Annotated in this window: 21 protein-coding genes; 16 read left to right on the top strand and 5 right to left on the bottom strand. The window is 74.1% G+C overall.

Annotated elements, in window-relative coordinates; translation table 11 throughout:
* Positions 1–192: 192 nt before the first annotated feature.
* The 3 genes from ACFV9M_RS20370 to ACFV9M_RS20380 form a co-directional block, all read right to left on the bottom strand.
* A complete protein-coding gene (locus ACFV9M_RS20370) occupies positions 193–1,281 on the bottom strand; it encodes a GNAT family N-acetyltransferase (RefSeq protein ID WP_385068249.1) in 1,089 nt (362 codons plus the stop codon).
* A 450-nt stretch (positions 1,282–1,731) separates the two neighbouring features.
* A complete protein-coding gene (locus ACFV9M_RS20375; protein WP_385068248.1) occupies positions 1,732–3,042 on the bottom strand; it encodes an O-acetylhomoserine aminocarboxypropyltransferase/cysteine synthase family protein in 1,311 nt (436 codons plus the stop codon).
* A complete protein-coding gene (locus ACFV9M_RS20380) occupies positions 3,039–4,067 on the bottom strand; it encodes an isopenicillin N synthase family dioxygenase (RefSeq protein ID WP_385068247.1) in 1,029 nt (342 codons plus the stop codon). Before ACFV9M_RS20380 ends, ACFV9M_RS20375 begins: the two co-directional genes overlap by 4 nt.
* Before the next feature lie 686 nt (positions 4,068–4,753).
* Here ACFV9M_RS20380 and ACFV9M_RS20385 point away from each other — a divergent pair.
* Positions 4,754–6,115, top strand: coding sequence for a bifunctional o-acetylhomoserine/o-acetylserine sulfhydrylase (locus ACFV9M_RS20385; RefSeq protein ID WP_385068245.1), 1,362 nt, complete (start codon positions 4,754–4,756; stop codon positions 6,113–6,115).
* Positions 6,112–7,254 carry a homoserine O-acetyltransferase gene (locus ACFV9M_RS20390; RefSeq protein WP_385068295.1) on the top strand — a complete coding sequence of 381 codons (1,143 nt, stop codon included), beginning with the start codon at positions 6,112–6,114 and terminating at the stop codon, positions 7,252–7,254. The genes ACFV9M_RS20385 and ACFV9M_RS20390 overlap by 4 nt, the downstream gene beginning before the upstream one ends.
* A gap of 45 nt (positions 7,255–7,299) precedes the next feature.
* Here the strand turns inward: ACFV9M_RS20390 and ACFV9M_RS20395 are convergent, their stop codons facing one another.
* Positions 7,300–8,226, bottom strand: a complete 927-nt coding sequence (locus ACFV9M_RS20395; protein ID WP_385068243.1) for a sulfurtransferase — start codon at positions 8,224–8,226, stop codon at positions 7,300–7,302.
* Between the two features lie 203 nt (positions 8,227–8,429).
* Between ACFV9M_RS20395 and ACFV9M_RS20400 the strand changes: the two genes are divergently transcribed.
* The 14 genes from ACFV9M_RS20400 (at position 8,430) to tgmB (ending at position 24,205) form a co-directional block, all read left to right on the top strand.
* Positions 8,430–9,134 carry a GntR family transcriptional regulator gene (locus tag ACFV9M_RS20400; protein WP_385068242.1) on the top strand — a complete coding sequence of 235 codons (705 nt, stop codon included), beginning with the start codon at positions 8,430–8,432 and terminating at the stop codon, positions 9,132–9,134.
* A gap of 420 nt (positions 9,135–9,554) precedes the next feature.
* A complete protein-coding gene (locus tag ACFV9M_RS20405) occupies positions 9,555–10,931 on the top strand; it encodes an LLM class flavin-dependent oxidoreductase (protein WP_385068240.1) in 1,377 nt (458 codons plus the stop codon).
* Positions 10,932–11,024: 93 nt separating this feature from the next.
* Entirely contained in the window at positions 11,025–11,954 is a 930-nt protein-coding gene (locus ACFV9M_RS20410) for an ABC transporter substrate-binding protein (protein ID WP_385068238.1), read from the top strand.
* Positions 11,955–12,078: 124 nt separating this feature from the next.
* Positions 12,079–13,122: an ABC transporter substrate-binding protein gene (locus ACFV9M_RS20415; protein ID WP_385068237.1), complete on the top strand. Its 1,044-nt coding sequence runs from the start codon at positions 12,079–12,081 to the stop codon at positions 13,120–13,122.
* The gene (locus ACFV9M_RS20420; RefSeq protein ID WP_385068235.1) at positions 13,122–14,060 is read left to right on the top strand and encodes an ABC transporter permease; all 939 of its coding nucleotides are present in this window, start codon (positions 13,122–13,124) and stop codon (positions 14,058–14,060) included. The genes ACFV9M_RS20415 and ACFV9M_RS20420 overlap by 1 nt, the downstream gene beginning before the upstream one ends.
* Positions 14,057–14,902 (top strand): ABC transporter ATP-binding protein, encoded by an 846-nt coding sequence (locus ACFV9M_RS20425; RefSeq protein WP_385068234.1) that lies wholly within the window; start codon positions 14,057–14,059, stop codon positions 14,900–14,902. Before ACFV9M_RS20420 ends, ACFV9M_RS20425 begins: the two co-directional genes overlap by 4 nt.
* Complete coding sequence (locus tag ACFV9M_RS20430; RefSeq protein ID WP_385068232.1) at positions 14,899–15,999, top strand: phosphotransferase enzyme family protein; 1,101 nt, start codon at positions 14,899–14,901, stop codon at positions 15,997–15,999. The genes ACFV9M_RS20425 and ACFV9M_RS20430 overlap by 4 nt, the downstream gene beginning before the upstream one ends.
* Before the next feature lie 837 nt (positions 16,000–16,836).
* Entirely contained in the window at positions 16,837–18,186 is a 1,350-nt protein-coding gene (locus ACFV9M_RS20435; protein WP_385068230.1) for a hypothetical protein, read from the top strand.
* A 339-nt stretch (positions 18,187–18,525) separates the two neighbouring features.
* A complete protein-coding gene (locus tag ACFV9M_RS20440; RefSeq protein ID WP_385068229.1) occupies positions 18,526–19,086 on the top strand; it encodes a (2Fe-2S)-binding protein in 561 nt (186 codons plus the stop codon).
* Positions 19,083–20,078 carry an FAD binding domain-containing protein gene (locus ACFV9M_RS20445; protein WP_385068228.1) on the top strand — a complete coding sequence of 332 codons (996 nt, stop codon included), beginning with the start codon at positions 19,083–19,085 and terminating at the stop codon, positions 20,076–20,078. Before ACFV9M_RS20440 ends, ACFV9M_RS20445 begins: the two co-directional genes overlap by 4 nt.
* Complete coding sequence (locus ACFV9M_RS20450; RefSeq protein ID WP_385068226.1) at positions 20,075–22,177, top strand: xanthine dehydrogenase family protein molybdopterin-binding subunit; 2,103 nt, start codon at positions 20,075–20,077, stop codon at positions 22,175–22,177. The genes ACFV9M_RS20445 and ACFV9M_RS20450 overlap by 4 nt, the downstream gene beginning before the upstream one ends.
* Positions 22,178–22,454: 277 nt before the next feature.
* Entirely contained in the window at positions 22,455–22,736 is a 282-nt protein-coding gene (locus ACFV9M_RS20455) for a DUF1232 domain-containing protein (RefSeq protein WP_385068224.1), read from the top strand.
* A gap of 233 nt (positions 22,737–22,969) precedes the next feature.
* Positions 22,970–23,161, top strand: a complete 192-nt coding sequence (gene tgmA, locus ACFV9M_RS20460; protein ID WP_385068223.1) for a putative ATP-grasp-modified RiPP — start codon at positions 22,970–22,972, stop codon at positions 23,159–23,161.
* Positions 23,162–23,176: 15 nt separating this feature from the next.
* The gene (gene tgmB, locus ACFV9M_RS20465; RefSeq protein ID WP_385068222.1) at positions 23,177–24,205 is read left to right on the top strand and encodes an ATP-grasp ribosomal peptide maturase; all 1,029 of its coding nucleotides are present in this window, start codon (positions 23,177–23,179) and stop codon (positions 24,203–24,205) included.
* 68 nt (positions 24,206–24,273) lie between these two features.
* Here tgmB and ACFV9M_RS20470 read toward each other — a convergent pair whose 3' ends face one another.
* Complete coding sequence (locus ACFV9M_RS20470; protein WP_385068220.1) at positions 24,274–24,579, bottom strand: DUF5133 domain-containing protein; 306 nt, start codon at positions 24,577–24,579, stop codon at positions 24,274–24,276.
* Between the last annotated feature and the right edge of the window lie 68 nt (positions 24,580–24,647).

The raw sequence follows: 24,647 nt of genomic DNA on the forward strand, positions 1-24,647 counted from the left end.
TGCACCGCGCATATGCGTTCGATCCCCCGGGCCTGGGCGGGTCCCCGTCGAGGACGCCGTTCCCATGGCTCGGGGGATCGACCGGAAAGGCAGAACTCCGTCCACTCGGCACCGGGGGCGGTGAAGTGCGGGCCGACGTTCGCCGACCCGATTACCTCGCACTCATCGCCCGGTCCCGGAGCGCGGACGTCCTCAGCGCTCCCGCACCGTTCCCACGGCCCGGAGGGTGCGTACGGCCGCGCGCTTCAGCGCGGGCTGATCACGCATCAACCGGTGCAGGAACCTCTTCGGTTCGCGGCGCAGCCAGTGCAGTGCCGCGCCCGGACCGGGTGTGCGCAGGGCTCCTTCGTGGACCATGAGGTCGCCTGTTTTGAAGGAGTTCTTGTACGGGGCGTCGCCCCTGCCGAAATCGACCAGGTGGATACCGGACGCGGCGGCGGCCTCGATCAGGCGCAGGTAGAGGATGCGGCCGGGCGAGAACGTGGCGGCGGTGCGGTCGTAGGAAGGGAACCAGCAGGAGAGGACCGTGCGGGAGCGGAGGCCGAAGTGGGCGGCTACGGGTTTGTCGGCCGCGTAGAGCACCGACAGGATGCCGGAGCAGTCGGGTGAGGTGGCGCCGGCGAGCAGGTGCACCAGTTCGGTGATCCACGCCTGGGCGAACGGATCCCGGCGTCCCGTCCTGCGGTAGTGGGCGGACTTCCACGCGATGAGGGTCCGCAGGGCCGCGGGATCGCGCTCGTCGTGGACGAAGCGCAGCGGACCGAGGCGTCGGCTCATGCGGCGTTCCTGGGCCCGCGTCGCCTTCAGGAAGCCTCGCGAGTGGGTGCGCAGGTGGTTCTCGTACTGCTCGAAGCCGTGGGTGAGGTCGACGACGGGTGAGGCGAACTGGCCTGTCGCGTAGGGCAGGAAGATTCCCTGGCCGCTTTCGAGGTGGTTGAAGTCCCATGCGTTCAGGGAGCAGGCGCGCATGAGGTGCTGCGGGTCCAGCCGTACGCCGTCGGGGTGCAGGATGGCGCCCTGGCAGTCCGAGACGCCCAGGCCGACCGCACGGCCGTGGCCCCATCGCCCTCGTTGGTAGGGGAAGTAGCCGACGGGTTCGAGCTTCCGGCGCAGGATCGCCACCCGGGTGTCGGGCCGTACGCGGCCGACGGCGCGGGTGAACTGCGCGGTCATGAAGGGGTTGGCGGAGACCGCGGTCGTGGTCCGCAGCTCGTTCCACAGGTCGAGGTCCCCGGGGGTCAGGTCGTCGGGGTGCACGACGTCGATACGCGGTGTGTTCATGGGAGCTCCTGGTTTCGCGGGGACGTCGGTCGACGACACGCGTGCGGTACCTGGGGGTGGCGCGGCCTGCGGAGGGGGCCGGGGAGTGTCGTGCGGATCACCCCGGACCAGGCGCCGTCGCCGACACGGCGGAGCCCGCGGCCGGCAGCACTCCTGTGCCGGCCGTGCCGCCCGCGGGCGGATGGCCGGACTCGAGGAGAGGCGGTGGGTGCGCGGTCATACCCGTCCATGGTCGACGAGTCGCGCGGCACGCACCTCGAAACAGAGAAACTGCGGTATATGAACGTTCGGTCGGGTGGTCACATCTGCGGGTGAAGGGGCCGCGACGGCGCGCTCACCGTCTCCCGGGTGCGGGTGGCAGCACACCCGCGACGCGCCCGCGACGCCGCTGCCGCGAACGGCCGGAAGGGCGCCCCCCGCCCCGCCCCCGACGGCATGGACGTCCGCCGCTCACACGGCGGCCGCTCTCAGGCCGGTCTCCAGATCGGCGATGAGGTCGTCGACTCCTTCGAGGCCCACGGACAGCCGCACCAGACCCGGGGTCACCCCGGCGGCCGCCTGCCGGCCGGCGTCGAGCTGGGCGTGGGTGGTGGACGCGGGATGGATGACCAGGCTGCGTGCGTCGCCGATGTTCGCGAGATGACTGAACAGCCGTACCCCCTCGACGAAGCGGCGGCCGGCTTCCAGTCCGTCCACGAGTTCGAAGGCGAGGACCGCTCCGGCGCCGCGCGGCAGGTACCGCTTGGCCTGGCTGCCCCAGGGGCTGGACGGCAGGCCCGCGTAGTGGACCCGTCCGACCTGCGGCTGTGCCTCCAGCCAGGCGGCCAGGGTCCGGGCGTTGGAGACGTGCCGCTCGATGCGCAGGCTGAGCGTCTCCAGCCCCTGAAGGAGGAGGAAGCTGTTGAAGGGGGAGACGGCCGGCCCCAGATCCCGGACCAGCCGGGTGCGCAGACGCAGCGCGTAGGCCAGACCGAGGTCGGAGAACCGGTCCCAGAAGGACAGCCCGCCGTACGTCGGATCGGGGTGGGTCAGGCCCGGCCACCGGTCGGGGTCCGCGCCGAAGTCGAAACGGCCGCTGTCGACGACGACCCCGCCGATGCCGGTGCCGTGCCCGGACAGGAACTTGGTGGTGGAGTGCACGACGATGTCGGCGCCGTGCTCGAAGGGGCGCAGCAGGTAGGGCGTCGGCACGGTGTTGTCGACGACGAGCGGCACGCCGACCTCGTGGGCGATCCGGGCGACCGCCTCGATGTCGAGGACGTTGCCCCGCGGGTTGCCGATGCTCTCGCCGAACATCGCCTTGGTGTCCGGGCGTACGGCCGAGTACCAGGCGGCCAGATCGTCCGGGTCGTCGACGAAGGTGACCGCGATGCCGAAGTCGGCGAAGGTGTGCTCCAGGAGCGTGCGGGTGCCTCCGTAGAGGGCGGGCGAGGCGACGACATGGTCTCCGGCGCGCGCCAGGTTCAGCAGGGCGAGGGCCGTCGCGGCCTGTCCGCTGGCCACGGCGACGGCGGCGGAACCGCCCTCCAGGGCCGCGATGCGCTCCTCGGCCACGGCGGTGGTCGGATTGGACAGCCGGGTGTACGCGTGCGTGGTGAGGTCGGCGAGTTCGAAGGCCGCGGCGGCGTGCGCGGTGTCGCGGTAGACGTAACCGGCCGTCTGGTGGATCGGCACGGCACGCGCGCCGGTGGCAGGATCGGGTACGGCGCCCGCGTGGACCTGACGCGTCTCGAACTCCCAGCCCTTCGGATCGCCGGTCATCGGCTGCCTCCGCGCTTCGCCAGGACGTCGGGCCACCAGCGTTCGGCGACCCGTGGGTGCGAGCGGAGCCAGCCGGCCACGGCGTTCTCCCCGAAGGCGGCCAGGAGGGGGTTGTCCGGGTCGTCGGTGACCCCGCGGCTGCGGGCGGCGAGCTCCGGCGGCAGCCGGAGGGGCTCGACGACCGCGTCGAGACGCGGACCGAGGAAGAAGGGGACGGAGTAGCGGTCGACGCCCGGCCGCGGGCTCACCACCCTGTGCCGAGTGGCCTTCAGATACCCCTGCGTGGCGATCTCCAGCATCTCGCCGATGTTGAACACGAAGGCGTCCGGTACGGGCACGGCGTCGATCCAGCCGCCGTCCTCGCGCTGGACCTGGAGCCCGCCGACCTCGTCCTGCTGCAACAGGGCGAGGTAGCCGTAGTCCTTGTGCGCGCCCACTCCCTGGTCGGCGTCCTCGGCGGGGCGCGGCGGATAGTGCACGATCTTGACGTGTACGGCGGCCTCGTCGTCGAACCACTGGTCGAAGTAGCCCTCGTCCTGTCCGAGCGCGGCCGCCAGGGCCCGCAGCACCTCCCGGCTCACGCGCAACGCCTCCGCCTGCCAGCGCAGCACGATGCCGCGCAACTCCGGCAGTGCGGAGGGCCATTGGTTCGGGCCGACGAGGCGGAGGTAGTCGGGATCGCCCGGTGCGACGTCCAGGGCCGCCCGCTCCGGACCGATGTCGATCTGCTCGCGCCAGTCGGCGCTGCCGGCCGTGTACTCGGTCCCGACGCGCGTGTACCCGCGGAACTGCGCGGAGTTGACGTTCTCGATCTCCAGCCGCCGCTCCTCCGGCAGAGCGAAGAAGGCACGGGCCGCGTGCAGCACCTCGTCCCGTACGGACGCGGGGACGCCGTGTCCGGTGACGTAGAAGAACCCCACGTCGTGGGCGGCGGCGCGGAGTCCGGCCAGGAAGGCGTCCCGGTCGGTGCCGGGATCCCGGAAGCGGGAGATGTCGACGACGGGGAGGGCGGTGGGCTGTGCCATGGGATTCCTTCGCGGCGGCAGCGGACTTCGACGCGGCGCCGGGTGTGGCAACGTCCCTACGGGGACGGCCGGTTGACGAGGAGCTGAGGGGTGCGCCGAGGGCGGGTCGGGAAGAAGGGAGGGTCGAGATCGCGGGCCGTTGCGCGGCGGTCAACGACAGATCTGATCGAACTGGTCGGCGCGGCGGCTCACCCAGAACGGGTCGAGCAGCACCGTGTGTGCCTGGCCAGTGGTCTCCATGGCCGGATCAAAGCACACGTTCGCGGGTGCGTCCACCGAGTGTCCCGGCGGTTGGGACGGCTACCTGGGACGACGGCCGGGCGGACAGCCCGGCGGACGGCCTTTACAGACAGCCGGGGGAGGCGCGCGGGGAAGCGGTTCGGGCAGACGCCCGGGAAGGCGGCCGGGGGAGGCGCGAGGGGCGCCGTCCCGCTCTCCGTCGTGCTGGTGCACCGTCACCATCTGTGGTTATCTGACTCCATGACCGTGCTTGTGACCCGCCGCCACGTGGACTACGTGCGTGTCACCACCACGTGTTGTTCCGCCGTGAGCTGACGCCGCGCTCCGGCCTTCGATCCCCCCTCCTCACCACCGCACCGCACTGACGTCCGCCCTGCCTTCTTCCGGTCGGACGGCGGCCCGCGGTGTCTTCACCGCACCCCGCACCACCCGTACGAGGGAGAACCATGAGCCAGCCCATCGACTCCGTCACCGCCGGCCACACCCCCGAGGACGAACCGGCCGGGCCCGACACCTCGGCCTGGTCGTTCGAGACCAAGCAGATCCACGCCGGCGCCGCGCCGGATCCGACGACCGGGGCGCGGGCGGTGCCGATCTACCAGACCACCTCGTACGTCTTCCGTGACACCCAGCACGCCGCCGACCTGTTCTCGCTCGCCGAGCCGGGCAACATCTACACCCGTATCCACAATCCGACCCAGGACGTCTTCGAGCAGCGGATCGCCGCGCTCGAGGGCGGGGTCGCCGCGGTGGCCCTGGCCTCCGGGCAGGCCGCGGAGACCCTCGCCCTGCTGACCCTGGCGGGCGCGGGCGACCACATCGTCTCCAGCACGTCCCTGTACGGCGGCACGTACAACCTGTTCCGCCACACCCTGCCCCGCTTCGGCGTCGAGGTGTCCTTCGTCGACGACCCGGACGACGTAGACGCCTGGCGAGCGGCGATCCGGCCGAACACGAAGGCCCTGTTCGCCGAGACGCTCGGCAATCCGCGCGGCAACGTGCTCGACGTGCGGGCGGTGGCGGACGTCGCGCACGGGGCCGGCGTCCCGCTGATCGTGGACAACACCGTGCCGACCCCGTACCTCCTGCGGCCCCTCGAGCACGGCGCCGACATCGTCGTGCACTCGGCCACCAAGTTCCTCGGGGGGCACGGCACCACCATCGCCGGTGTCGTCGTGGACGGCGGCACCTTCGACTTCGGCGCGCACGCCGAGCGCTTCCCCGACTTCAGCGAGCCGGACCCGAGCTATCACGGCCTGCGGTACTGGCCCGCCCTCGGCCCCGGCGCCTTCGCCGTCAAGCTGCGGGTGCAGCTGCTCCGCGACATCGGACCCGCGCTCTCCCCGCACGCGGCCTTCCTGCTGCTCCAGGGCGTGGAGACGCTCAGCCTGCGCATCGAGCGGCACTCCGCCAACGCCCAGGCCCTGGCCGAATGGCTGGAGCAGCGCGACGAGGTCGCCGCCGTCCACTACCCGGGACTCGAGTCCAACCAGTGGTACGCGGCCGGGCAGCGCTACCTTCCGCGCGGCGCCGGGGCCGTGCTGTCGTTCGAGCTGCGGGACGGGGTCGAGGCGGGCAAGCGGTTCGTCGACGGCGTCGAGCTCTTCAGCCATCTCGCCAACATCGGCGACGTACGCAGTCTGATCATCCATCCGGCGTCCACCACCCACAGCCAGCTGGACGAGGAGCAGCTGGCGGCGACCGGCACCTCGCCCGGTCTGGTCCGCCTGTCGGTCGGCATCGAGAACCTCGCCGACCTCAAGGCGGACCTGGAGGCCGGATTCCGCGCGGCGAAGGGCGCGTCCTGAACGCCGTAGCAGCCGCTGAGGTTCCCCTTCCGCCGGTCTCCGGGGCCTGGCGGGAGGGGGACCCTCCGGGCCGCCGCCGATGGTACGTGCGGGAGAGGCCGCTGCCGTTGGAGGCGGGGGGCGAACTGCCCGGTGTGCGGCTCGCGTTCGAGACCTGGGGGCGGCCGGCCCCGCGCGGCTCCAATGCCGTACTGGTGCTCCACGCGCTCACCGGCGACAGCCATGTCGCCGGACCGGCGGGACCCGGTCACCCCACGCCCGGCTGGTGGGACGGGCTCATCGGGGCGGGGCTGGCACTGGACACGGACCGCTGGTTCGTCGTCGCGCCCAACGTGCTGGGCGGCTGCCAGGGCAGTACCGGACCGTCCTCGACGCGTCCCGACGGACGGCACTGGGGCGGCGCCTTCCCCCGTCTGACACAACGCGACCAGGTGGCCGCGGAAGCCGGCCTGGCCGACGCGCTCGGCATCGACCGCTGGGCCCTGGTGATCGGCGGCTCCATGGGCGGAATGCGGGCCATGGAGTGGGCCGTCGCCCACCCGGAGCGCGTGGGGGCGCTCCTCCTGCTCGCCACCACGGCGGCGGCGAGCGCGGAGCAGATCGCCTGGGCCGGCATCCAGCTCCACGCCATTCGCGGTGACCCCCACTGGAACGGGGGCGACTACTACGACACCGGCCGGGGTCCGGACGCGGGACTGGGCCTGGCCCGCCGCCTCGCCCACGTCACCTACCGCAGCGAGCCGGAGTTGCAGGTCCGCTTCGGCCGCGCGCCGCAGGGTGCGGAGGATCCCTGGAACGGCGGCAGGTACCGGGTCGAGTCCTATCTCGACCACCAGGCCGCCAAGCTGGTGCGCCGCTTCGACGCGGGGAGCTATGCCGTGCTGGCGGACGCCATGAACACGCACGACGTCGGTCGCGGTCGTGGCGGTACGCGCGCCGCCCTGCGCCGCGTGACCGCCAGGACGCTCGTCGCCGGAGTGAGCTCCGACCGCCTGTACCCCCTCACCCAGCAGGCGGAACTGGCCGCCGGGATCCGCACGGCGGACGACCTGCGGGTGATCGAATCCCCCTACGGTCACGACGGTTTCCTCATCGAGGCGGAGCAGGTCGCCGCGCTCGTACGCGAACTCGTCGGTTGACGGCGGCCGACGTCCCGCCGGGGCCGTGGGCCTGCGGGCCTGCTCTCACCCCGTCAGGACCGGCAGCGTGCGGTCGGCCGTCCACTCCTCCAGTGAGCCGTCGTAGACGCGTACGTCGTCGACCCCGGCCAGGGTGAGGCCCATCGCGGCGAGGGTGGCGGAGATGCCGCCACCGCAGTAGACGACGACGGGGCGCGTCGCGTCGGCGGGCAGTCCGGCGGCGTAGGCGGTCAGCAGCCGGTCGGCGACGACGTCGCCGTGCTCGGTCAGGACGCCCCGTGCGGGCAGGCTGACGCTGCGCGGGATACGGCCGCGCCGGGTGTAGCGGGTCGGGGCCGTGCCCTCGAAGTGCTCTCGGCCCAGAGCGCAGACCAGCGTGCCCGGTCGGCGGCCGAGGCTGATGTCGTGGACGAGCCGACGGTCGGCCCACAGGTCGCGCCCGCGCGCGGGCCAGGCGTCCGGTGCGTGGGGTCCCGCCATGACGGGGCGGGCCGCGGTGGCGTCACCGCTCTCCACGGGCAGCCCCAGCCGCCTCCAGCGGGCCAGGCCCCCGTCCAGGACGCGGGCGGCCACGCCGGCGTTGCGCAGCGTCCACCACAGCCGGGTCGCCCACTGCATGCTGCCCGAGTCGTAGACGATCAGTTCCGTGGCGGGGCCGGCGCCCAGCGAGGCCAGTTCCCGGTGGACCGCCGCCGGGCCGGGATCGGCGAAGTGGAAGGGCGCCGCCGGGTCGGTGAAACGGGTGAGCAGATCGACGTGGAGAGAGCCGGGCAGGCGGGCCTCGCGCCAGGACGACCTGCCCGACTCGGCCCGGTAGTCCCCGTCGTGGCGGGCCGGGGCCAGCAGCACGGTGGCGTCGACGATCAGCCGGTGGCCACCCGGTGGCGCGGCCTCCGCCAGTTCCTCGGGAGTGACCAGTACCCCGGTCCTGTCCGTTCCGCGCTCCTCGTCCACCGCGCCATGACTCCTCACCGGGTTCTCCTGCGTTCTCCTGCGGCGCCCGGCCGCATCGGCCCGGCGCGCGGCCCACACCGGCCGGGTGGGCACCGTGATGCTAGCCCGGCCTGCATCCGCGTGTCGACACGCGTATACGCTGGTGTACAGCAGGCGGTTCGGTGGTCTAGTCTGCGGACGTCGCCGAGGCGCGGATCCTCGGTCCGGAGCAAGAGGGAGTCATGGGCACAGTGCGCAAGGCGGTCGGTCCGCCCCCGCCGGACCCCGAGCGGGACCAGCCGGAGCAGCACGGCTCCGAGCACTACTGGCGGCTGCGGCAGGACATCCTCAACGGCCGCTTCCCCAAGGACGCCCCGCTCCTGGAGACCGCCTTGAGTTCCGAGTACGGGATCTCCCGCACGCCCGTCCGGGAGGCACTCGGCCTCCTGGAACACGACGGTCTGCTGGAGCGCGCTCCCCGCGGCTACCGCATCCGCTCGGGGACCTCCGAGGACGTCGTGGAGATCTACGAGGCACGTATCGCCCTGGAGTCGGAGGCCGCCGCCTCGGCCGCGCTGCGCCGTACCGACCTGGACCTGGCGCGCCTGCGCCACCAGCACGAACTGATCTGCGATCCCGAGAACGAGCACGTCGCCCGGGCCGCCAACTTCCGTTTCCACGAGGTCCTCTGGCAGGCCGGCCACAACGCGACCATCGCCGAGCTGCTGGTGAAGCTCACCGCCAGGCTGCGGATCTACGACAGCGGTCCACCCTCCGCCTTCGGCGACCCCGACGTGCTGCGCGAGGAGCACGAGCGGATCCTGCGGGCCCTCGAGGACCACGCGCCCGACGAGGCGCGCGCCGCGACACGGGCCCACCTCAAGCGCAGTCTCGACCAACGCATCCGCGTCCTGGTCAGTGGCGGGGACACGGGCCCCGGCCGCTGACCCGCACCCGCTCCTCCCCTCCCCCGCACTCCCCCGGCCGAGCGGCCGCCACCGCTCCGGCCGCCACCTCACCGGCCGGCCCCAGCCCCAGCCCCAGCCCCAGCCCCAGCCCCAGCCCCAGCAGCATGCTCCGGAGCTCAGCACCGGACGAGAACCGGGACCTTCCCGGCGAGACCTGACGAGAGGAGACCATCGTGGCCGGCCGCCCGCCCCGTCTCCTCGTGCCGCGACGGCACAGCGACCCGCGCCCGCACACCGGCTGTCGCTGTCGCTGTCGTTGTCGTTGTTGTCGCGGTTGTCGCGGTTTTCGCGGTTGTCGCGGTTGTCGCGTCCACACCGCCTCTCGCCGTCCTCCCCCGTCACTCCCGTCCGCCGGCCCCGCCCCCGCGGCGTCGGCCACCGCACCAGGAGCAGCACCGCATGAGCAGCACCGACCGGCGCATCCGCCTCAACGCCCTCCGCCAGTCCACCGTCGGACACACCGCCGCGGGACTGTGGCGCCACCCCGACAGCCAGGCCCACCGCTACCGCGACCTGGACCACTGGACGGAGACCGCCCGCATCCTCGAACGCGGGCGTTTCGACGCGCTGTTCGTCGCCGACGCCCTCGGCCCGCTGGAGGTCTACCAGGGGCGGGTCGACGCGGCCCTGCGCGACGGCATCAACACCCCCACCGACGACCCGCTGCTCCTGGTCAGCGCCCTGGCGGCGGCCACCCGGCACCTCGGGTTCGCGGTCACCGTCTCCGCCACCTACGAACTGCCCTACGCGTTCGCCCGCAAGATGACCACCCTCGATCACCTCTCCGGCGGCCGGATCGGCTGGAACGTCGTCACCTCGGCGCTGGACAGCGCGGCGCGCAACCTCGGCCTGACCGAGCAGATACCGCACGACGAGCGGTACGTGCGGGCCGAGGAGTTCATGGAGGTCGTCTACAAGCTGTGGGAGGGCAGCTGGGAGGACGGCGCCGTGGTGCGTGACGCCAGGACGGGAGTCTTCGCCGATCCCGCGCGCGTCCACCCCGTCGCCCACCGGGGCACCTACTTCGACGTGCCGGGCATCGCGCTGTCCGAGCCGTCGGTGCAGCGCACCCCGGCGCTCTACCAGGCGGGTACCTCACCCGCGGGGCAGGCCTTCGCCGCCCGGCACGCCGAGGGCGTCTTCCTGTCGGCGTACCGCCCCGAGATGGCCCGCGGCCTCGTCGACTCCATCCGGGCCAAGGCCGCCGAGGAGGGCCGCGATCCCTCGGACCTGAAGTTCTTCGCGGGTGTCACCGTGATCACCGCGCCCACCGACGCCGAGGCCCGCGCGAAGTACGAGGACTACCGCGGGTACGCCTCGCTGGAGGGGAGCCTCGCCCGCTACAGCGCCCTCCTGCACATCGACCTCTCGCGGCTCGACCCCGACGTCCCGCTGGAGTACGTGGACACCGAGGGCATCCGCGGCATGGTCGAGGTCTTCACCCGGCTCGACCCCACCCGCACCTGGACGCCCCGGGAGATCGCCGACTTCGTGGGGGTCGGCGGCGGGGGGCCGGTCGTCGTGGGCTCCCCGTCGACCGTCGCCGACGAACTCGAGCGGTGGATCGACGCGGCCGGCGTCGACGGCTTCAACATCGCCGACCCGGTCACCCCCGTCACCCTGCGGGACTTCGTCGACCTCGTCGTGCCCGAACTCCAGCGCCGGGGACGGGTGTGGACCGAGTACGAGGGCGGCACGCTGCGCGAGTACCTCGGCCGGCCCGGGCACCCCCGGCTGCCCGCGGACCACCCCGGCGCCGCCCACCGCCGTCCCTGATCCCGCCCCCCGGGGAACGCGCGCCGGCGCCAGGTACGCCCCGGGCCGCGCACCCCGCTCTCCGTCACACCGTCCGCCCCCTCGGAGCCACCCGTGTCCCAGATCCGCGTCATGCTCGACTACTTCCACCCCTGGCCCAACGCGGCCGGCTTCTACACCGCCCGCGACCGCGGCTGGTACCGCGATGCCGGCCTCGACGTGGAGCTGGTCGTGCAGGACCCCGGAGTCGGCGACACACTGGAGTACCTCACCCGCCGTCGCGTCGACTTCGGTGTGTTCCCGCCCAACCGCCTGCTGGCCCGCCGTGCCCGCGGGGAACGCCTGATCGGTGTCGCCGCGGTCAACCACCGCGGGCTGGAGGCCGTCCAGACCGTCACCGGCAAGGGCATCACCCGTCCCCGCGACCTCGCCGGCCGGCGCATCGCCTTCAACCCGACCCCGCGCGGCCGGGCCATGATCCGCCACCTGATAGCCGCCGACGGCGGTGACCCGGACTCCTTCGTCACCGTCGACGCGGGTTTCCGGGAACTGACGGTGGACGACATAGAAGCCGGCCACGCGGACGCCACCTTCGGCAACTACTGGTCCTGGGACGCCCTGCGCGGCGACCTGCCCGACGCCCGCCGGATCACCTGGCCGGTCGACGAGATCGGCGCCCCCCGCTACCACAGTTACCTCCTCGGCGCCCACGAGGAACTCGTCGACGCCAACCCCGTCCTGGTCGGCGCGTTCCTCGCGGCGACCGCCCGCGGGTACCGCGCCGCCGCCGAGGACCAGGCACGCACCCTCGCCCTCCTCGAACGCGTCATCCCCTACTTCCCGCAGCCCCTGATCGCCCGCTCCCTCGCGCTCGTCGCCCCCACGTGGACCGACCCGCAGGGCCACTGGGGCGTCGTGGACGCCGACCGCACCGGACCCTACGCACGGTGGCTCGCGGCCCACGGCGCCATCCCCTCCGCCGAGGGCTGGCAGGCGTCGTACACCAACCGGCTCCTGACGCTCGCCCCGGCGGTCGCCGCGTGAGGACCGGCCCGACCCGGCGGGTACCGGTCGACCTCAAGCGCACGTCCAGCGCGCTCTGTCGCACGGCCGCCGCACCGCACCCCGCACCCCCTACCGCCCCGCCCGCACGAAGAGAGCCCCCGCCATGATCCGCCGTTCCCCGCTCCGCCGCACCGTCCTGCCCGCCGCGGCCGCCGCCCTCCTGCTCGCGGTGACCGCCTGCTCCGCCGGCAGCGAGGCGACCGCCTCCGACCCGTCCGCCACCACGGTCACCCTGGCCCTGGACTGGACGCCGAACACGAACCACACCGGCATCTACGTCGCCGAGGAACTGGGCTACTTCGCCGACGCGGGCATCGACCTGAAGATCCTCCCCTACGGCTCCACCGACCCCAACACCCTGATCGCCTCCCACAAGGCGGACTTCGGCATCTCCTACCAGGAGGGCATCACCGTCGCCCGAGCCGCCGGCCAGGACATCACGTCGGTGTACGCGGTCACCCAGAAGACCAACGTCACCATCGCGGTCTCCGCGGACCGCGACGACATCCGCACCCCCAAGGACCTCGACGGCAAGACGTACGCCGGCTTCGGCGCCGCCTACGAGAAACCCCTCCTCCAGAAGGTCATCCGCAACGCGGGCGGCAAGGGCGAGTTCACCTCGGTCGCGCTCAACACCTCCGCCTACGCGGCCCTCTACGCGGGCAAGGCCGACTTCGCCATGCCGATGCCCACCTGGGAAGGGCTGGAGGCCGACCTCACCGGCAAGCCGCTGAAGAACTTCGCCCTCTCCGACTACGGCTTCCCGGAGATCTACTCCACGCTGATCGCGTCCTCCGACGCCTATCTGAAGAAGAACACCGGCACCGCGAAGAAGGTCGTCGCCGCCCTGTACAAGGGCTATGCCTACGCCGCCGCCCACCCCGAGAAGGCCGCCGACCTGCTGATCAAGGCCAACAAGAGCGAGCTGACCAACACCGAGCTGGTGCACGAGAGCGCCCAGCTGCTCGCCGACGACTACTACCGGGCCGCCGACGGCACCCTCGGCGGCCAGTCCGCCGAGCGCTGGCAGGACTTCGCCGACTTCGAGTTCCAGGCGGGCCTGCTCACCGACGCGAACGGCAAGAAGCTGACCGAGGCGCCCGACGCCTCCGCCTTCTTCACCGACGACTACCTGCCGGAGCAGTGATGGACGCCCCCACGGCCCCGTCCGCCCCGTCCGCCCCGTCCGCCTCCTCCACCGGCTCCAGCAGTCCCACCGGCCCCACCGGCCGCGCGGGCGCATCCGCCGCCGGCCCCGCGGCAGCGCCCGCCCCCGCCGCGCCGCGGGCCGCGAACCCCCTGCGTGGCCGAGCCGCAGCCGTCCTCGCCACCGTGTGGCCACCCCTGCTGGTCCTCGCCGTCCTCGTCGGCGGCTGGCAGACCTACACCACCGTCACGGCCATGGACCCCACGGTGCTGCCCAGCCCCGGCCGGGTCCTCGCCCAGGGCTGGGAGAACCGGGCGGACCTGTGGGCCAACACCGTGCCCACGCTCCAGGAGACCGCCGCCGGCTTCGCCCTGTCGTTCGTGCTGGCCTGGGCGGTGGCGGTGCTGCTGGACTTCTCCACCGCCGCCCGCCGCGGCCTCTACCCGCTGCTGGTCGCCTCCCAGACCGTCCCGATCGTCGCCGTCGCCCCCCTGCTGATCATCTGGTTCGGCTTCGGACTGCTGCCGAAGATGCTCGTCGTCACCCTGGCCACCTTCTTCCCCCTGGCGGCCAACCTCGCCGCCGGCTTCGCGTCCGCCGACCGCGAGGCGATGCGCCTGCTGCGCTCGCTGGGCGCCGGCCGTCTGCGCACCTTCCGGCTGCTGCGGGTCCCCAGCGCCATGCCGTACTTCTTCGCCGGACTGCGGGTCAGCATCACCTACGCGGTCGTCGGCGCGGTCTTCGCGGAGTACGCGGGCGCCGAGAGCGGGCTCGGCATCTACATGCAGGCCCAGAAGAGCGCCTTCCGCACCGACCTGGTGCTGGCGGCGGTCACGGTGACCGCCGCGCTCAGCATCGCCCTGTTCGCGGCGACCTACCTGCTCGAACGCCTGCTGCTGCCGTGGCAGCGCATTCTCCGGAACGAGGATCCGTCATGAGCGCCGAACACCCCGCGACCCCTCACCGCGGCGGACTGGAGGTGCGCGGCGTCGGCAAGTCCTTCGGCGCCCTGGAGGTGCTGCGCGACCTGCACCTCACCGTCCGCCCCGGTGAGTTCGCCGCCGTCATCGGCCCCAGCGGCAGCGGCAAGTCGACCCTGTTCAACCTCGTCTCCGGCCTGGAGCGGCCCACCGGCGGCACGGTCCTCGTCGACGGCGAACCGACCGGCCCCCGCTCCCGCCAGGTCGCCCACATGCCCCAGAAGGACCTCCTCTTCCCCTGGCGGACCGTCCTGGACAACACCGCGCTCGGCCTGGAGGCGGAGGGCGTGCGCCGCAAGGAGGCCCGGCGGCGGGCCGGCGAGCTCTTCGAGGCGTTCGGCCTGGACGGCTTCCAGCGGTCCTACCCCGCCCAGCTCAGCGGCGGCATGCGGCAACGCGCGGCGCTGCTGCGCACGGTCGTGCTGGACCGGCCGGTGCTGCTGCTCGACGAACCGTTCGGCGCGCTGGACTCGTTGACCCGCACCGACATGCAGTCGTGGCTCGCCCGGATGTGGCAGCGCTACCGCTGGACGGTCGTGCTGGTCACCCACGACATCCGGGAGGCGGTCCTGCTCGCGGACACCGTGCACGTCCTCTCCCCGCGCCCCGCGACCGTCGTCGAACGCATCGCGATCCCGCACGGCGGGCCCCGCGGACACGCCGGAATCCCCGAGCCCGCCCTGGCGGCCGCGGAACAGCGCGTCCTCGCCGCCCTCCAAGGCCGCACGGCGCCCGACGGCGCGGCCCCCGACGGCGACGCCGCCCCTCACACCCCCGAGTACGAGGAGTCCTCCGCGTGAGCACCCTGCTGGCCCACGGCCTGGGCCACGAGGCCGTGCGCCCCGACTGGGAGCCGCTGACCGAACGGGAGGTCACCGACGTCCTGGGGCGTCCCGCCCGGCTGCTGTGGCGCAGCCCCCGGCCGCTGTCCGCCGCCGCGCTCGTGGACGCCGGACGCACCCTGTTCGTCAAGCGCCACCACGTGAGCGTGCGCACCCCGGAGGGCCTCGCCGAGGAGCACGCCTTCCTGCGCCACCTGCGGGACAACGGGGCTCCGGTGGTGGACGTCCTGTCCGCCACCGGCCGCGGCGAGTGGGTGTACGAGGTGCACACCGCCGGCACCGGCACCGACCTGTACCGGGACGCCCTGTCCTGGTCGCCGTTCGCGTCCGCCGGGCACGCGCGGCAGGCCGGGGCGGCACTGGCCCGGCTGCACCTGGCCGCCGCCGGCTTCGACGCGCCGCGCCGCCGGGTGCAGCCCCTGGTGAGCTCCTTCACCGTGTTCGCCGACCACGACCCGGTGACGGCCCTGCACCGCTACGTCGACGCCCGCCCCGCCCTCGCCGACGCCCTCACCGGCCGGCCCTGGCGCGACGACCTGGAGCGCCTGCACCTGCCGTACCACCGTGAACTGGCGCCCCACCTGGACGCGCTGGAGCCGTTGTGGACGCACAACGACTGGCACGCCTCCAACCTCCTGTGGGACACCACGCGCTCCCCCGCGACCGTGTCGACCGTCCTCGACCTGGGCCTCAGCGACCGCACCACCGCCGTCCACGACCTGGCCGTGGCGCTCGAACGCAACATCGTGCAGTGGCTGGACCTGCCGACCGGGGAGGTCCGGGTCCACCTCACGCACCTGGACGCGCTGCTCGACGGCTACACCGCCGTGCGTCCCCTGACGTCCGCCGAACGCGCCGCGCTGCCGGCCCTGCTCCCCCTCGTCAACGCGGAGTACGCGCTCTCGGAGATGGACTACTTCCGGGGCGTGACCCGATCGGAGACCAACACCTCCCTGGCGTACGCCTACTTCACCGACCACACCGCGTGGTTCGGCGGCCCCGCGGGCCGGCGTCTCCTCGACCGGCTGCGCGACCGACTGGACCGGGACGGCTGAACGCGGGCGCCGCCGCGGCGGCGCCCGCGTCTCGCTCGTCACCGGGGGCGCGCTGTGCGCGGACGCGGCCCTCGTACGGGCCCTGGAACAGCGCCCGGTCACCGAACCGGACCCACCGGTGGCGCCTTCGGCCCGGAGGCGAGCGTCTTCGCGCTCCCGCTCCTGGTCCGCGCGGTGCCCACGGTGCTGTTCCTGCGGGCGGCCGGGCGCCGGGGCCGGACGACCGCTCGGCCCGCGCGGGTCGCGCCGAGCCGCTCCGCCGATGACGCGGACCGGGAGCAGCTCTCCTGACCCGAGGGCAACGGCTCGCACATCCGGGGCACGGCCGGGGGGCGGGAACAGGGCCCGCCCCGACGCGGATGGCGGGCGAGCCCTGTCCGCCTGACCGATGGTCCGGGCCGAGGGCGGCCCGGACCACGCGTGTGCGGGGGGCGGCCCGGGTGAACCGCGCACACCCCGTGTGCGGGGGGGGCGGGCCGGCGCCGCCACGGCAGCACGGAGCCGGCGTGTCCGCCGTCGACCCGCTGGGCTCCGCCGGTCGTCGCGGAGGCGGCGGGGAACGCGGACGAACGACCGGCGGGCGGCCTTGCCCCGGGCACGGAACCGGTCACCAGTGCGGTGCGTCCTTCGAGGGCCGGGTTCCTCGGTCTCACTACCCGGTGGTGCGGTCGGCCGCGCCGTCCGTGCCCCCGCGTGCCCGCACCGGCGCGCGTGGCGCGTCCCGCAGGTGGGAAGGCGCTACCCGACCCGGTCCGCACCCGACCCCGCTTGATCACCCACCCGCCGCGACGACGATACTGACTACTCCCCGTCGTCCCCGCTCTCCCGAATGGACCCATGCTCACCTCCCCGCCCGCCCCGCCCACGACTCCCTCCACCGTGTGGCTGGCCCGCGGCCGGCACACCGGGCCGACCGCGCCGGACGTCCTGCGCAAGAACCTGCGGTCGCTCAAGGACGACGCGACGATCCAGGACTTCCTGGAGCTCGCCGAGGAGGACACCACCGGCGGCGAGCTCGCCTTCGAGGCCCGGTGGCTGCTGCCCGACGACGTGACCGTGCGTGCCCGGCTGACGCTCGCGGAGTGGTCGGGGCGCGGGCAGGAGTGGACGCTCGTCGCGGAGGCGGAGCGGCCCTGGGACCTGCGCGGCCCGTCGCCCGCGGCCATGTTCTGGCCCTGGGCCGCGGACGCGGACGCGCCGTGGGGCCACGAGACGGTCACCGGGCAGCGGTACCTCGACATCAACCCGCTCCCGGCGGACGACAAGGAACTGCGGCGCACCCTGCGGGACGCCTGCCGGGACACCTGGACCGTTCACGTGGTCGTCCACGAGGCGATGACACCCGACGAGCGGGGCCGCCGGTCGCTGGTTCCGCTGCTGCCCGCGGGCCTGCACCACCGCGTGGTGGAGCACCGCGCCGCACCGCACCAGCTGCGCACGGTGAACTGGGCGCTGCGGGACTTCGGCGTGGAGCTGCCGCGCGGCGGGGCCCTGGTCCTGCCCGGATCGCCGGCCCCGGAGGCGTACGACGCGGGATCCTTCTCGGTGCGCAGCGTGTTCCTGGACGGTTCGCACCCCACCGAGCTGCTGGACGCGGTGACCCGGTTCGCCGTGCTGCCCAGGCCGCTGCCGGAGGGCGGCGAGGCGGCGCTCACCGCGCTGCGGGAGCAGTGGCGGCTGCTGACCGTGGAGGAGGAGCTGGCCCGCGAGCGCTCCCGGGTGGCGATGTACGAGGAGGCGCTGGAGGCGATGACCCAGTCCCGGGACCTCTACCGGGAGGCCGCCGAACAGGCCCACGAGGCGCTGGCCGCCTACCGTGAGGCGGCCGAGGCGGGCGAACGCCCGCAGCCGCAGCCGAAGCCCGGCGGCGGCTCCCCCTTCCAGCATCTGGGCCGGACCCTGGAGCGGCTGAGGGAGTCGGCGAAGGGCCTGCGGCCGACCCTGCCGGTCGGGGGCGGCTCCCGCGAGCCGCTCCAGGGTCCGCGGAAGGACGGCCCGGAGACGGGCCCGGGCAACACGGACACGGACGGACCGGAGATCGCCGGCGCGGAGATCGCCGGCGCGGAGACGGCCGACGCGGAGAGGGCCGACGCGGAGAGGGCCGGCTCCGGGCAGGGCGGCGGGGCGCGGCACGGCGGGACGCGGGACGGCGCGGGCGAGGGCTCCGGGGCGGCGGACGGCCGCTGACGGGGGCGCGCCTCGCGTGCCCCGGCAGAACGGCCGCGCGGGCCTCAGCAGAACAGCGGCAGCCGCTCGGCGTCCGCTCCCGGCGCCTTGCCGTTCCTCCGGGCTGAGCGGCGCCCGCCCGCCCGGCCGCCGCCCGCGCGTACCGCGCGTCGTCCCGGTCCAGGGGCACCGGCCGGCCGAGCGGACCGTCCAGCGTCCCCCGTACGGCGACCGGGCGTACGGCGGCCAGGCCGGCGCGGCCGGGGCGGGCCCTCCTTCCGTGCCGGTACGTGTGGCGCGGCGCGGACTGGATACGCGGTCCCCACGGCATGACGGATCTTTCCGGAAGGGATCCACCCCATGGGCAGCGAGCACGGATCCACGGGCGGCGGCACCGCGTCGCCTCCCCACCGCTCCGACACGCGGCTGCGGGTCAACGGCAAGCCGCACACCCTCTCCGTCGACCACCGGCGGGTCCTGCTGGACGTCCTGCGCGAGGACCTGGACCTCACCGGCGCCAAGAAGGGCTGCGACCACGGCCAGTGCGGCGCGTGCACGGTGCTCATCGACGGGCGGCGCGTCAACAGCTGCCTGCTGCTCGCGGTGTCCCTGGACGGCTGCGACGTGACGACCGTCGAGGGCCTGTCCGGCGACGGCGAGGCGCCGCACCCGCTCCAGCGGGCGTTCCTGGAGCGCGACGCGTTCCAGTGCGGGTACTGCACGCCGGGCCAGCTCTGTTCGGCGGTCGGCGCGATCGCCGAGGCGGAGGCGGGCCATCCCTCGCGCGTCACCGACGCCCGGGCGTCCTCGGGGCCGGTGGCGCTGAGCCGGGAGGAGATCCGTGAGCGGCTCAGCGGCAACATCTGCCGGTGCGGTGCCTACCCCCGGATCGTCGACGCGGTCGAGGACGTGGTCCGGTGAAGCCCTTCGCCTACGTGCGGGCCGGCAGCCTCGCCGAGGCCGCCGACGCCTACGCCTCCCACCCGGGCGCGCGCTACCTGGGCGGCGGCACCAACCTGGTCGACCTGATGAAGCTAGGTGTGGAGGAGCCCACCGCCCTCATCGACGTCACCCGGCTCCCGCTGGACCGGGTGACGGAGCTGCCGGACGGGTCGCTGCGGGTCGGGGCCCTGACGCGCAACAGCGACCTGGCGGCGCATCCGCTGGTCCGTGACCGCTACCCGGTCCTGTCGCAGGCGCTGCTCGCGGGGGCCTCGGGGCAGTTGCGCAACGCCGCCACCACCGGCGGCAACCTGCTCCAGCGCACGCGCTGCCCGTACTTCCAGGACGTCTCCAAGCCGTGCAACAAGCGCGCCCCGGGCAGCGGCTGCGGCGCCCGCGACGGCGTGCACCGCGACCACGCGGTGCTCGGGCACTCGGAGCGGTGCATCGCCACGCACCCGTCGGACATGGCCGTGGCCCTGGCCGCGCTGGACGCGCAGGTCGAGCTGTACGGCCTGGCGGGCGTGCGCCGGGTGCCCGCCGCGGAGTTCCACCGGCTGCCCGGCGAGCACCCGGAACGGGACACCGTCGTCCGGCCCGGGGAACTGGTCACGGGCGTGCTGCTGCCGGCTGCCGCGGCCGGGCTGCCGTCGGCGTACCGCAAGGCCCGCGACCGGGCCTCGTACGCCTTCGCGCTGGCCTCCGTCGCCGCGGTGCTGGAGGTGGCGGACGGTGTGGTCGCGCACGTCGGGCTCGCCTTCGGGGCGCTGGCGCACCGGCCCTGGCGGGCCGGGCGGGCGGAGGAGGCGCTGCGCGGCGCGGCGCCGACCGCGGCCGCGTTCGAGCACGCCGTCGGCCTGGAACTGTCCGCCGCCCGGCCGCTGCGCGACAACGCCTACAAGGTGCCCCTCGCGCGCAACCTCGCCGTCGACGTCCTGGCACGGCTCGCGCGACCCCGGGAGGAGTCATGACGGCCGCCGCGGTGGGTGCGCCCGTGGAGCGGCGGGACGGACCGGAGAAGGTCACCGGCGCCGCCCGGTACGCCGCCGAGTTCCCCCTGCCGGGGCGGCTGTTCGCCCGCCCCGTGCCGGCCACGGTCGCGCGCGGGCGGGTGACGGGCGTCGACGTGTCGGAGGCGTCCGGGGTGCCCGGTGTCGTCTGCGTCCTCACCCACGAGAACGCGCCGCGCCTGGCCGCGCCGGACGACGCTACCCTCGCCCTGCTCCAGGGCCCCGAGGTCCCGCACCGGGGCTGGTTCGTCGCCCTCGTGGTGGCCGACGGACCGGAGGCGGCCCGGGCCGGCGCCGCCGCCGTCCGCGTCTCCTACGCCGAGGAGCCGCACGACGTCACGCTGTCCGCCACGCACCCGGCGGCCTACGTGCCCGAGGAGGCCAACGGCGGCTGTCCGGCCGTCCGGGAACACGGCGACCCGGAGGGCGCGTGGGCGGACGCGGCCGTACGGGTCGACGCCGGCTACCGGGTGCCGCCCCTGCACAACCACCCCATGGAGCCGCACGCCAGCACCGCGCACTGGGACGGCGAGCGGCTGACGGTGCACACCTCCAGCCAGGGCACCACGGTCGTCCGGGCCGTGCTCGCGGGGATGTTCGGGCTGGAGGAGGAGCAGGTCTCGGTCGTCGCCGAGTACGTCGGCGGCGGTTTCGGGTCCAAGGGCACGCCCCGGCCGGACGTGGTGCTCGCGGTGCTGGCCGCGCGGCACACCGGACGCCCGGTCACGGTGGTCCTGCCCCGCCGTTTCCTGCCCGCGGCCGTCGGGCACCGGGCGCCCACCCTGCACCGGATCCGCCTCGGCGCGGACGCCGACGGCCGGCTGGCGTCCCTCGTCCACGAGGTCACCACGCACACCTCCCGGGTGAGGGAGTTCGTGGAGCAGGCGGCGGTCCCCGCGCGGGTCATGTACGCCGTGCCGCACAGCCGTACGGTGCACCGGGTGGTGCCGCTGGACGTGCCCACGCCCTCCTGGATGCGGGCGCCCGGGGAGTGCCCGGGCATGTACGCCCTGGAGTCGGCCGTGGACGAACTCGCCGTCGCGCTGGGCATGGACCCCGTCGAGCTGCGGATCCGCAACGAGCCGCGGGCCGAGCCGGACACCGGCAGGCCGTTCAGCAGCCGGCACCTGGTGGAGTGCCTGCGCGAGGGCGCGCGCCGGTTCGGCTGGGAGGGGCGGGATCCGCGCCCGCGCTCCCGCCGCGAGGGCCCGCTGCTGATCGGCACGGGCGTGGCCGCCGCCACCTACCCGGTGCTGGTGCTGCCCTCGACCGCGGCGGCACGGGCCCTGCCCGACGGGAGCTTCGTCGTCGAGACCAACGCCACGGACATCGGCACGGGGGCCCGGACGGTCCTGGCGCAGATCGCCGCGGACGCGCTCGGTGTCCCGCCGGAGCGGGTCCGGGTCCGGGTGGGCAGCAGCGACCTGCCGGCGGCCTCGCTGGCCGGCGGCTCCTCGGGCACCGCCTCCTGGGGCTGGCCGGTCCACGAGGCCTGCACACGTCTCGCGGAGCGCCTGACCGGGTTCCCCGGCCCGGTGCCCGCACAGGGCCTGGTCGAGCACGCCGACACGGCGGGCCGGGCCGACGCCGACACCCCCTACGCGCGGCACGCGTTCGGGGCGCACTTCGCGGAGGTCGCCGTGGACACGGTGACGGGCGAGGTGCGGGTGCGGCGCCTGCTGGGCGTCTTCGCCGCGGGGCGCGTCCTGAACGCCAGGACCGCCCGTTCCCAGTTCGTCGGCGGCATGACCATGGGGCTGGGCATGGCCCTCAGCGAGGGCAGCACCATGGACGCCGCCTTCGGTGACTTCACCGAGTCCGACCTGGCGTCGTACCACGTGCCCGTGCACGCGGACGTGCCGGACATCGAGGCCCACTGGGTGGAGGAGGACGACCCGCACCTCAACCCCCTGGGCGGCAAGGGGATCGGCGAGATCGGCATCGTGGGGTCGCCGGCCGCCGTCGGCAACGCCGTGCACCACGCCACGGGGGTCCGGCTGCGCGAACTGCCCCTGACACCCGACCGGGTGCTGGCGGCACTGTCGGCGTCCGGCCACTGAGCGCGCCCGGCCGGCGGCCGGGTCACGTCGGACCGGCGCCCGCAAGTGCCCCCGTACGCCGGTCTCGCGCGACGCCCGCGCCCCGAGGCGCGACACGCCGGAAACCACGCCCCTGACCGGGTGCGGGGGGCCGCGTCGCGCCACCTGGGCGTGGCACTCGCGTGAAACGGCGCGATATTGCCGCCGGAAAGGGGGCATTCGGGAATCGAAAACGGGGAAATCGATGACCGGGGGAACCACCGCACGCCGCGCGGCGGACCGCCCACAGGGAGGGCCCGTGGATGCGACCACCACGCTCATCGCCGTCGCGGTGGTGCTGGCGGCGGCGCTGTTCGCCGCGGCCGCCGTCGTGCTGGTCCGGCTGGTCCGGGCCCGCAGAGGGCTGCGGCGGGCGGGTCTGCCGACCGGACCGCGCTGGGTCTTCTGGGGCGCCGTCGCGTACTTCGTCCTCCCGACCGATGTGATCCCCGACCCGGTGTACCTCGATGACATCGGTGTCCTGCTGCTCGCCCTGCGGTCCCTGCGCCGCACCCCCGACCGCGCCGGAATCGCCGACTGACCGCCCGGTAACGAGTTTTCGCCCCGCCCGAGGCTCATTCTCCCTGCTCAGCTCCGCGCGCCGCGCTCCACAGCCGCGTCGGACACGGAGAGTAAGGAAACCATTCACCCGTTCGATTCGTATAAGTGACTGAAGGTCCGGGTGACGGGCCGAAGGTCGCACCACACAGCGGGCCCGAGTGACGTCGCACAGCGGCACCGCTTGATCGAGGCAGTACCGACGAGGGAGAGACGATGCAACCGTTCGCGCTCGACTACGCACGCCCCGCGGCGGAGTTGGAGTTCGCCACTCCGTACGCCTACGACCCAGGACTGCAGTTGAACGTACTCCTCGACGGCCGGGTCGCCGCCCGTGACCACGCGCTGCTGAGGGAACTGGGGACGACGACCTCGACGGCGGGTTCCAAGACGCACTTCGACGACTGATCACGGGCCGACACGATGACCGTGCTCATCCTGACCTGTGAAGAGGACGTCACGGCGGACATGGTGGTCGTCCACCTGAACGCCGCGGGCGTCCCCGTCGTGCGGCTCGACCCCGCCGACCTCACCCACACCGTCGCGCTCTCCGCGGAGTACGTGCACGGCGGCTTCCGGGGCCATCTGTCGTCCGCGGGACGGCTGGTGAGCCTGGACGCGCTGCGGTCCGTCTGGGTCCGCCGGCCGGGTACGGCGGCGGCCCGGGCCCCCGAACCGTCCGCGTGGCTCACGGAGGAGGCCTCGCAGGCGCTGTACGGGATGCTCCGCGGCGGCGGGGCGCGCTGGATGAACCATCCGGACGCGGCCCGGCGGGCCCGGCACAAGCCCTGGCAGCTGAGACTGGCCCAGCGCAGCGGCCTGCCGGTGCCGGCCACGCTCATCACCACGTTCCCGCAGGCGGCACGGGACTTCGCGGAGCGCTACCCGGACCTGGTGGTCAAGCCCGTCTCCGGGGCGCATCCGCAGGACCCGCCCCGGGCGGTGCCCACCACCCGGGTGCCGCCGGGCACCGACTTCACCGCCGTCGCCTACGGTCCGACCCTGCTGCAACGGCGGGTGGCCAAGCGGGCGGACATCCGGCTGACGGCGGTCGGCGACCGGCTGCTGGCCGCCCGCAAGGAGACCCCGGCCGACGACGGCTCCGACGTGGTGGACGTGCGCTTCGCGCCGTCCGCCGCGCCGTGGCGCCCGGCGGAGGTCCCGCCGCGCCTGGCCGACGCCGTGCACACGTACCTGCGCGAGGCGGAACTGGCCTACGGCGCCTTCGACTTCGCGGAGGACGCCGACGGGACGTGGTGGTTCCTGGAGTGCAACCAGTCGGGGCAGTTCGGTTTCGTCGAGGTGGACACCGGCCAGCCGATCGCCCTCACCGTCGCGCGGTGGCTGGCCCGGTCCGAACCCGGACGGCACCCGCGGCCGGCGGACCGCCGCGGTCCGGCGGCCCACCGAGACCCCCTCCCCCTCATCCCTTCGCCCGGGCCGGAAGCCTGACCGAGCGCTTCCGGCCCGGGCCGGCACAAGGGCGCACCTCGCGCCCGGCTCCCGGTGGACCGGGCCGCTCAGACGGCCAGGGACAGCCCGCTCTCCCCGTCCCGCTCCTGGTCCCTTCCATGGCCCTTCCCCTGGTCCGGTTCCTGCCTCGGCACGCGGACCGCCGCAGGGCGCCCCACCGCGGCGACGAGCAGGGCGTCCGCCGCGGTGACCGCCTCCCGCACGTCGGACGTGCCCATGAGCACACACAGCGTGTAGGTGACGTCCTCCAACTCGCGGGCCGTCCGCGGGTCCTCCCGCTCCGCCTGAGCGATCTTCAGCGACGCGTAGCGGGTCAGCAACGTCCTGACGGCCTTAGGGTCCGGAACGATCACGAGCGCCCCTCTCTCCAGATGTAGTGCGCAGCGTGTGCCCGGACCGGGGCGATTCATGCGTGGGCGCG

Origin of the sequence: Streptomyces sp. NPDC059895 (assembly GCF_042731035.1) — a bacterium.
In the GTDB taxonomy this organism is placed as follows: Bacteria; Actinomycetota; Actinomycetes; order Streptomycetales; family Streptomycetaceae; genus Streptomyces.

Excerpts from the sequence above, each read along its gene's own strand:
- ACFV9M_RS20370 (WP_385068249.1), bottom strand. The coding sequence starts at position 1,281 with ATGAACACACCGCGTATCGACGTCGTGCACCCCGACGACCTGACCCCC.
- ACFV9M_RS20375 (WP_385068248.1), bottom strand. The coding sequence starts at position 3,042 with ATGACCGGCGATCCGAAGGGCTGGGAGTTCGAGACGCGTCAGGTCCAC.
- ACFV9M_RS20380 (WP_385068247.1), bottom strand. The coding sequence starts at position 4,067 with ATGGCACAGCCCACCGCCCTCCCCGTCGTCGACATCTCCCGCTTCCGG.
- ACFV9M_RS20385 (WP_385068245.1), top strand. The coding sequence starts at position 4,754 with ATGAGCCAGCCCATCGACTCCGTCACCGCCGGCCACACCCCCGAGGAC.
- ACFV9M_RS20400 (WP_385068242.1), top strand. The coding sequence starts at position 8,430 with ATGGGCACAGTGCGCAAGGCGGTCGGTCCGCCCCCGCCGGACCCCGAG.
- ACFV9M_RS20405 (WP_385068240.1), top strand. The coding sequence starts at position 9,555 with ATGAGCAGCACCGACCGGCGCATCCGCCTCAACGCCCTCCGCCAGTCC.
- ACFV9M_RS20415 (WP_385068237.1), top strand. The coding sequence starts at position 12,079 with ATGATCCGCCGTTCCCCGCTCCGCCGCACCGTCCTGCCCGCCGCGGCC.
- ACFV9M_RS20420 (WP_385068235.1), top strand. The coding sequence starts at position 13,122 with ATGGACGCCCCCACGGCCCCGTCCGCCCCGTCCGCCCCGTCCGCCTCC.
- ACFV9M_RS20425 (WP_385068234.1), top strand. The coding sequence starts at position 14,057 with ATGAGCGCCGAACACCCCGCGACCCCTCACCGCGGCGGACTGGAGGTG.
- ACFV9M_RS20435 (WP_385068230.1), top strand. The coding sequence starts at position 16,837 with ATGCTCACCTCCCCGCCCGCCCCGCCCACGACTCCCTCCACCGTGTGG.
- ACFV9M_RS20440 (WP_385068229.1), top strand. The coding sequence starts at position 18,526 with ATGGGCAGCGAGCACGGATCCACGGGCGGCGGCACCGCGTCGCCTCCC.
- ACFV9M_RS20450 (WP_385068226.1), top strand. The coding sequence starts at position 20,075 with ATGACGGCCGCCGCGGTGGGTGCGCCCGTGGAGCGGCGGGACGGACCG.
- tgmA (WP_385068223.1), top strand. The coding sequence starts at position 22,970 with ATGCAACCGTTCGCGCTCGACTACGCACGCCCCGCGGCGGAGTTGGAG.
- tgmB (WP_385068222.1), top strand. The coding sequence starts at position 23,177 with ATGACCGTGCTCATCCTGACCTGTGAAGAGGACGTCACGGCGGACATG.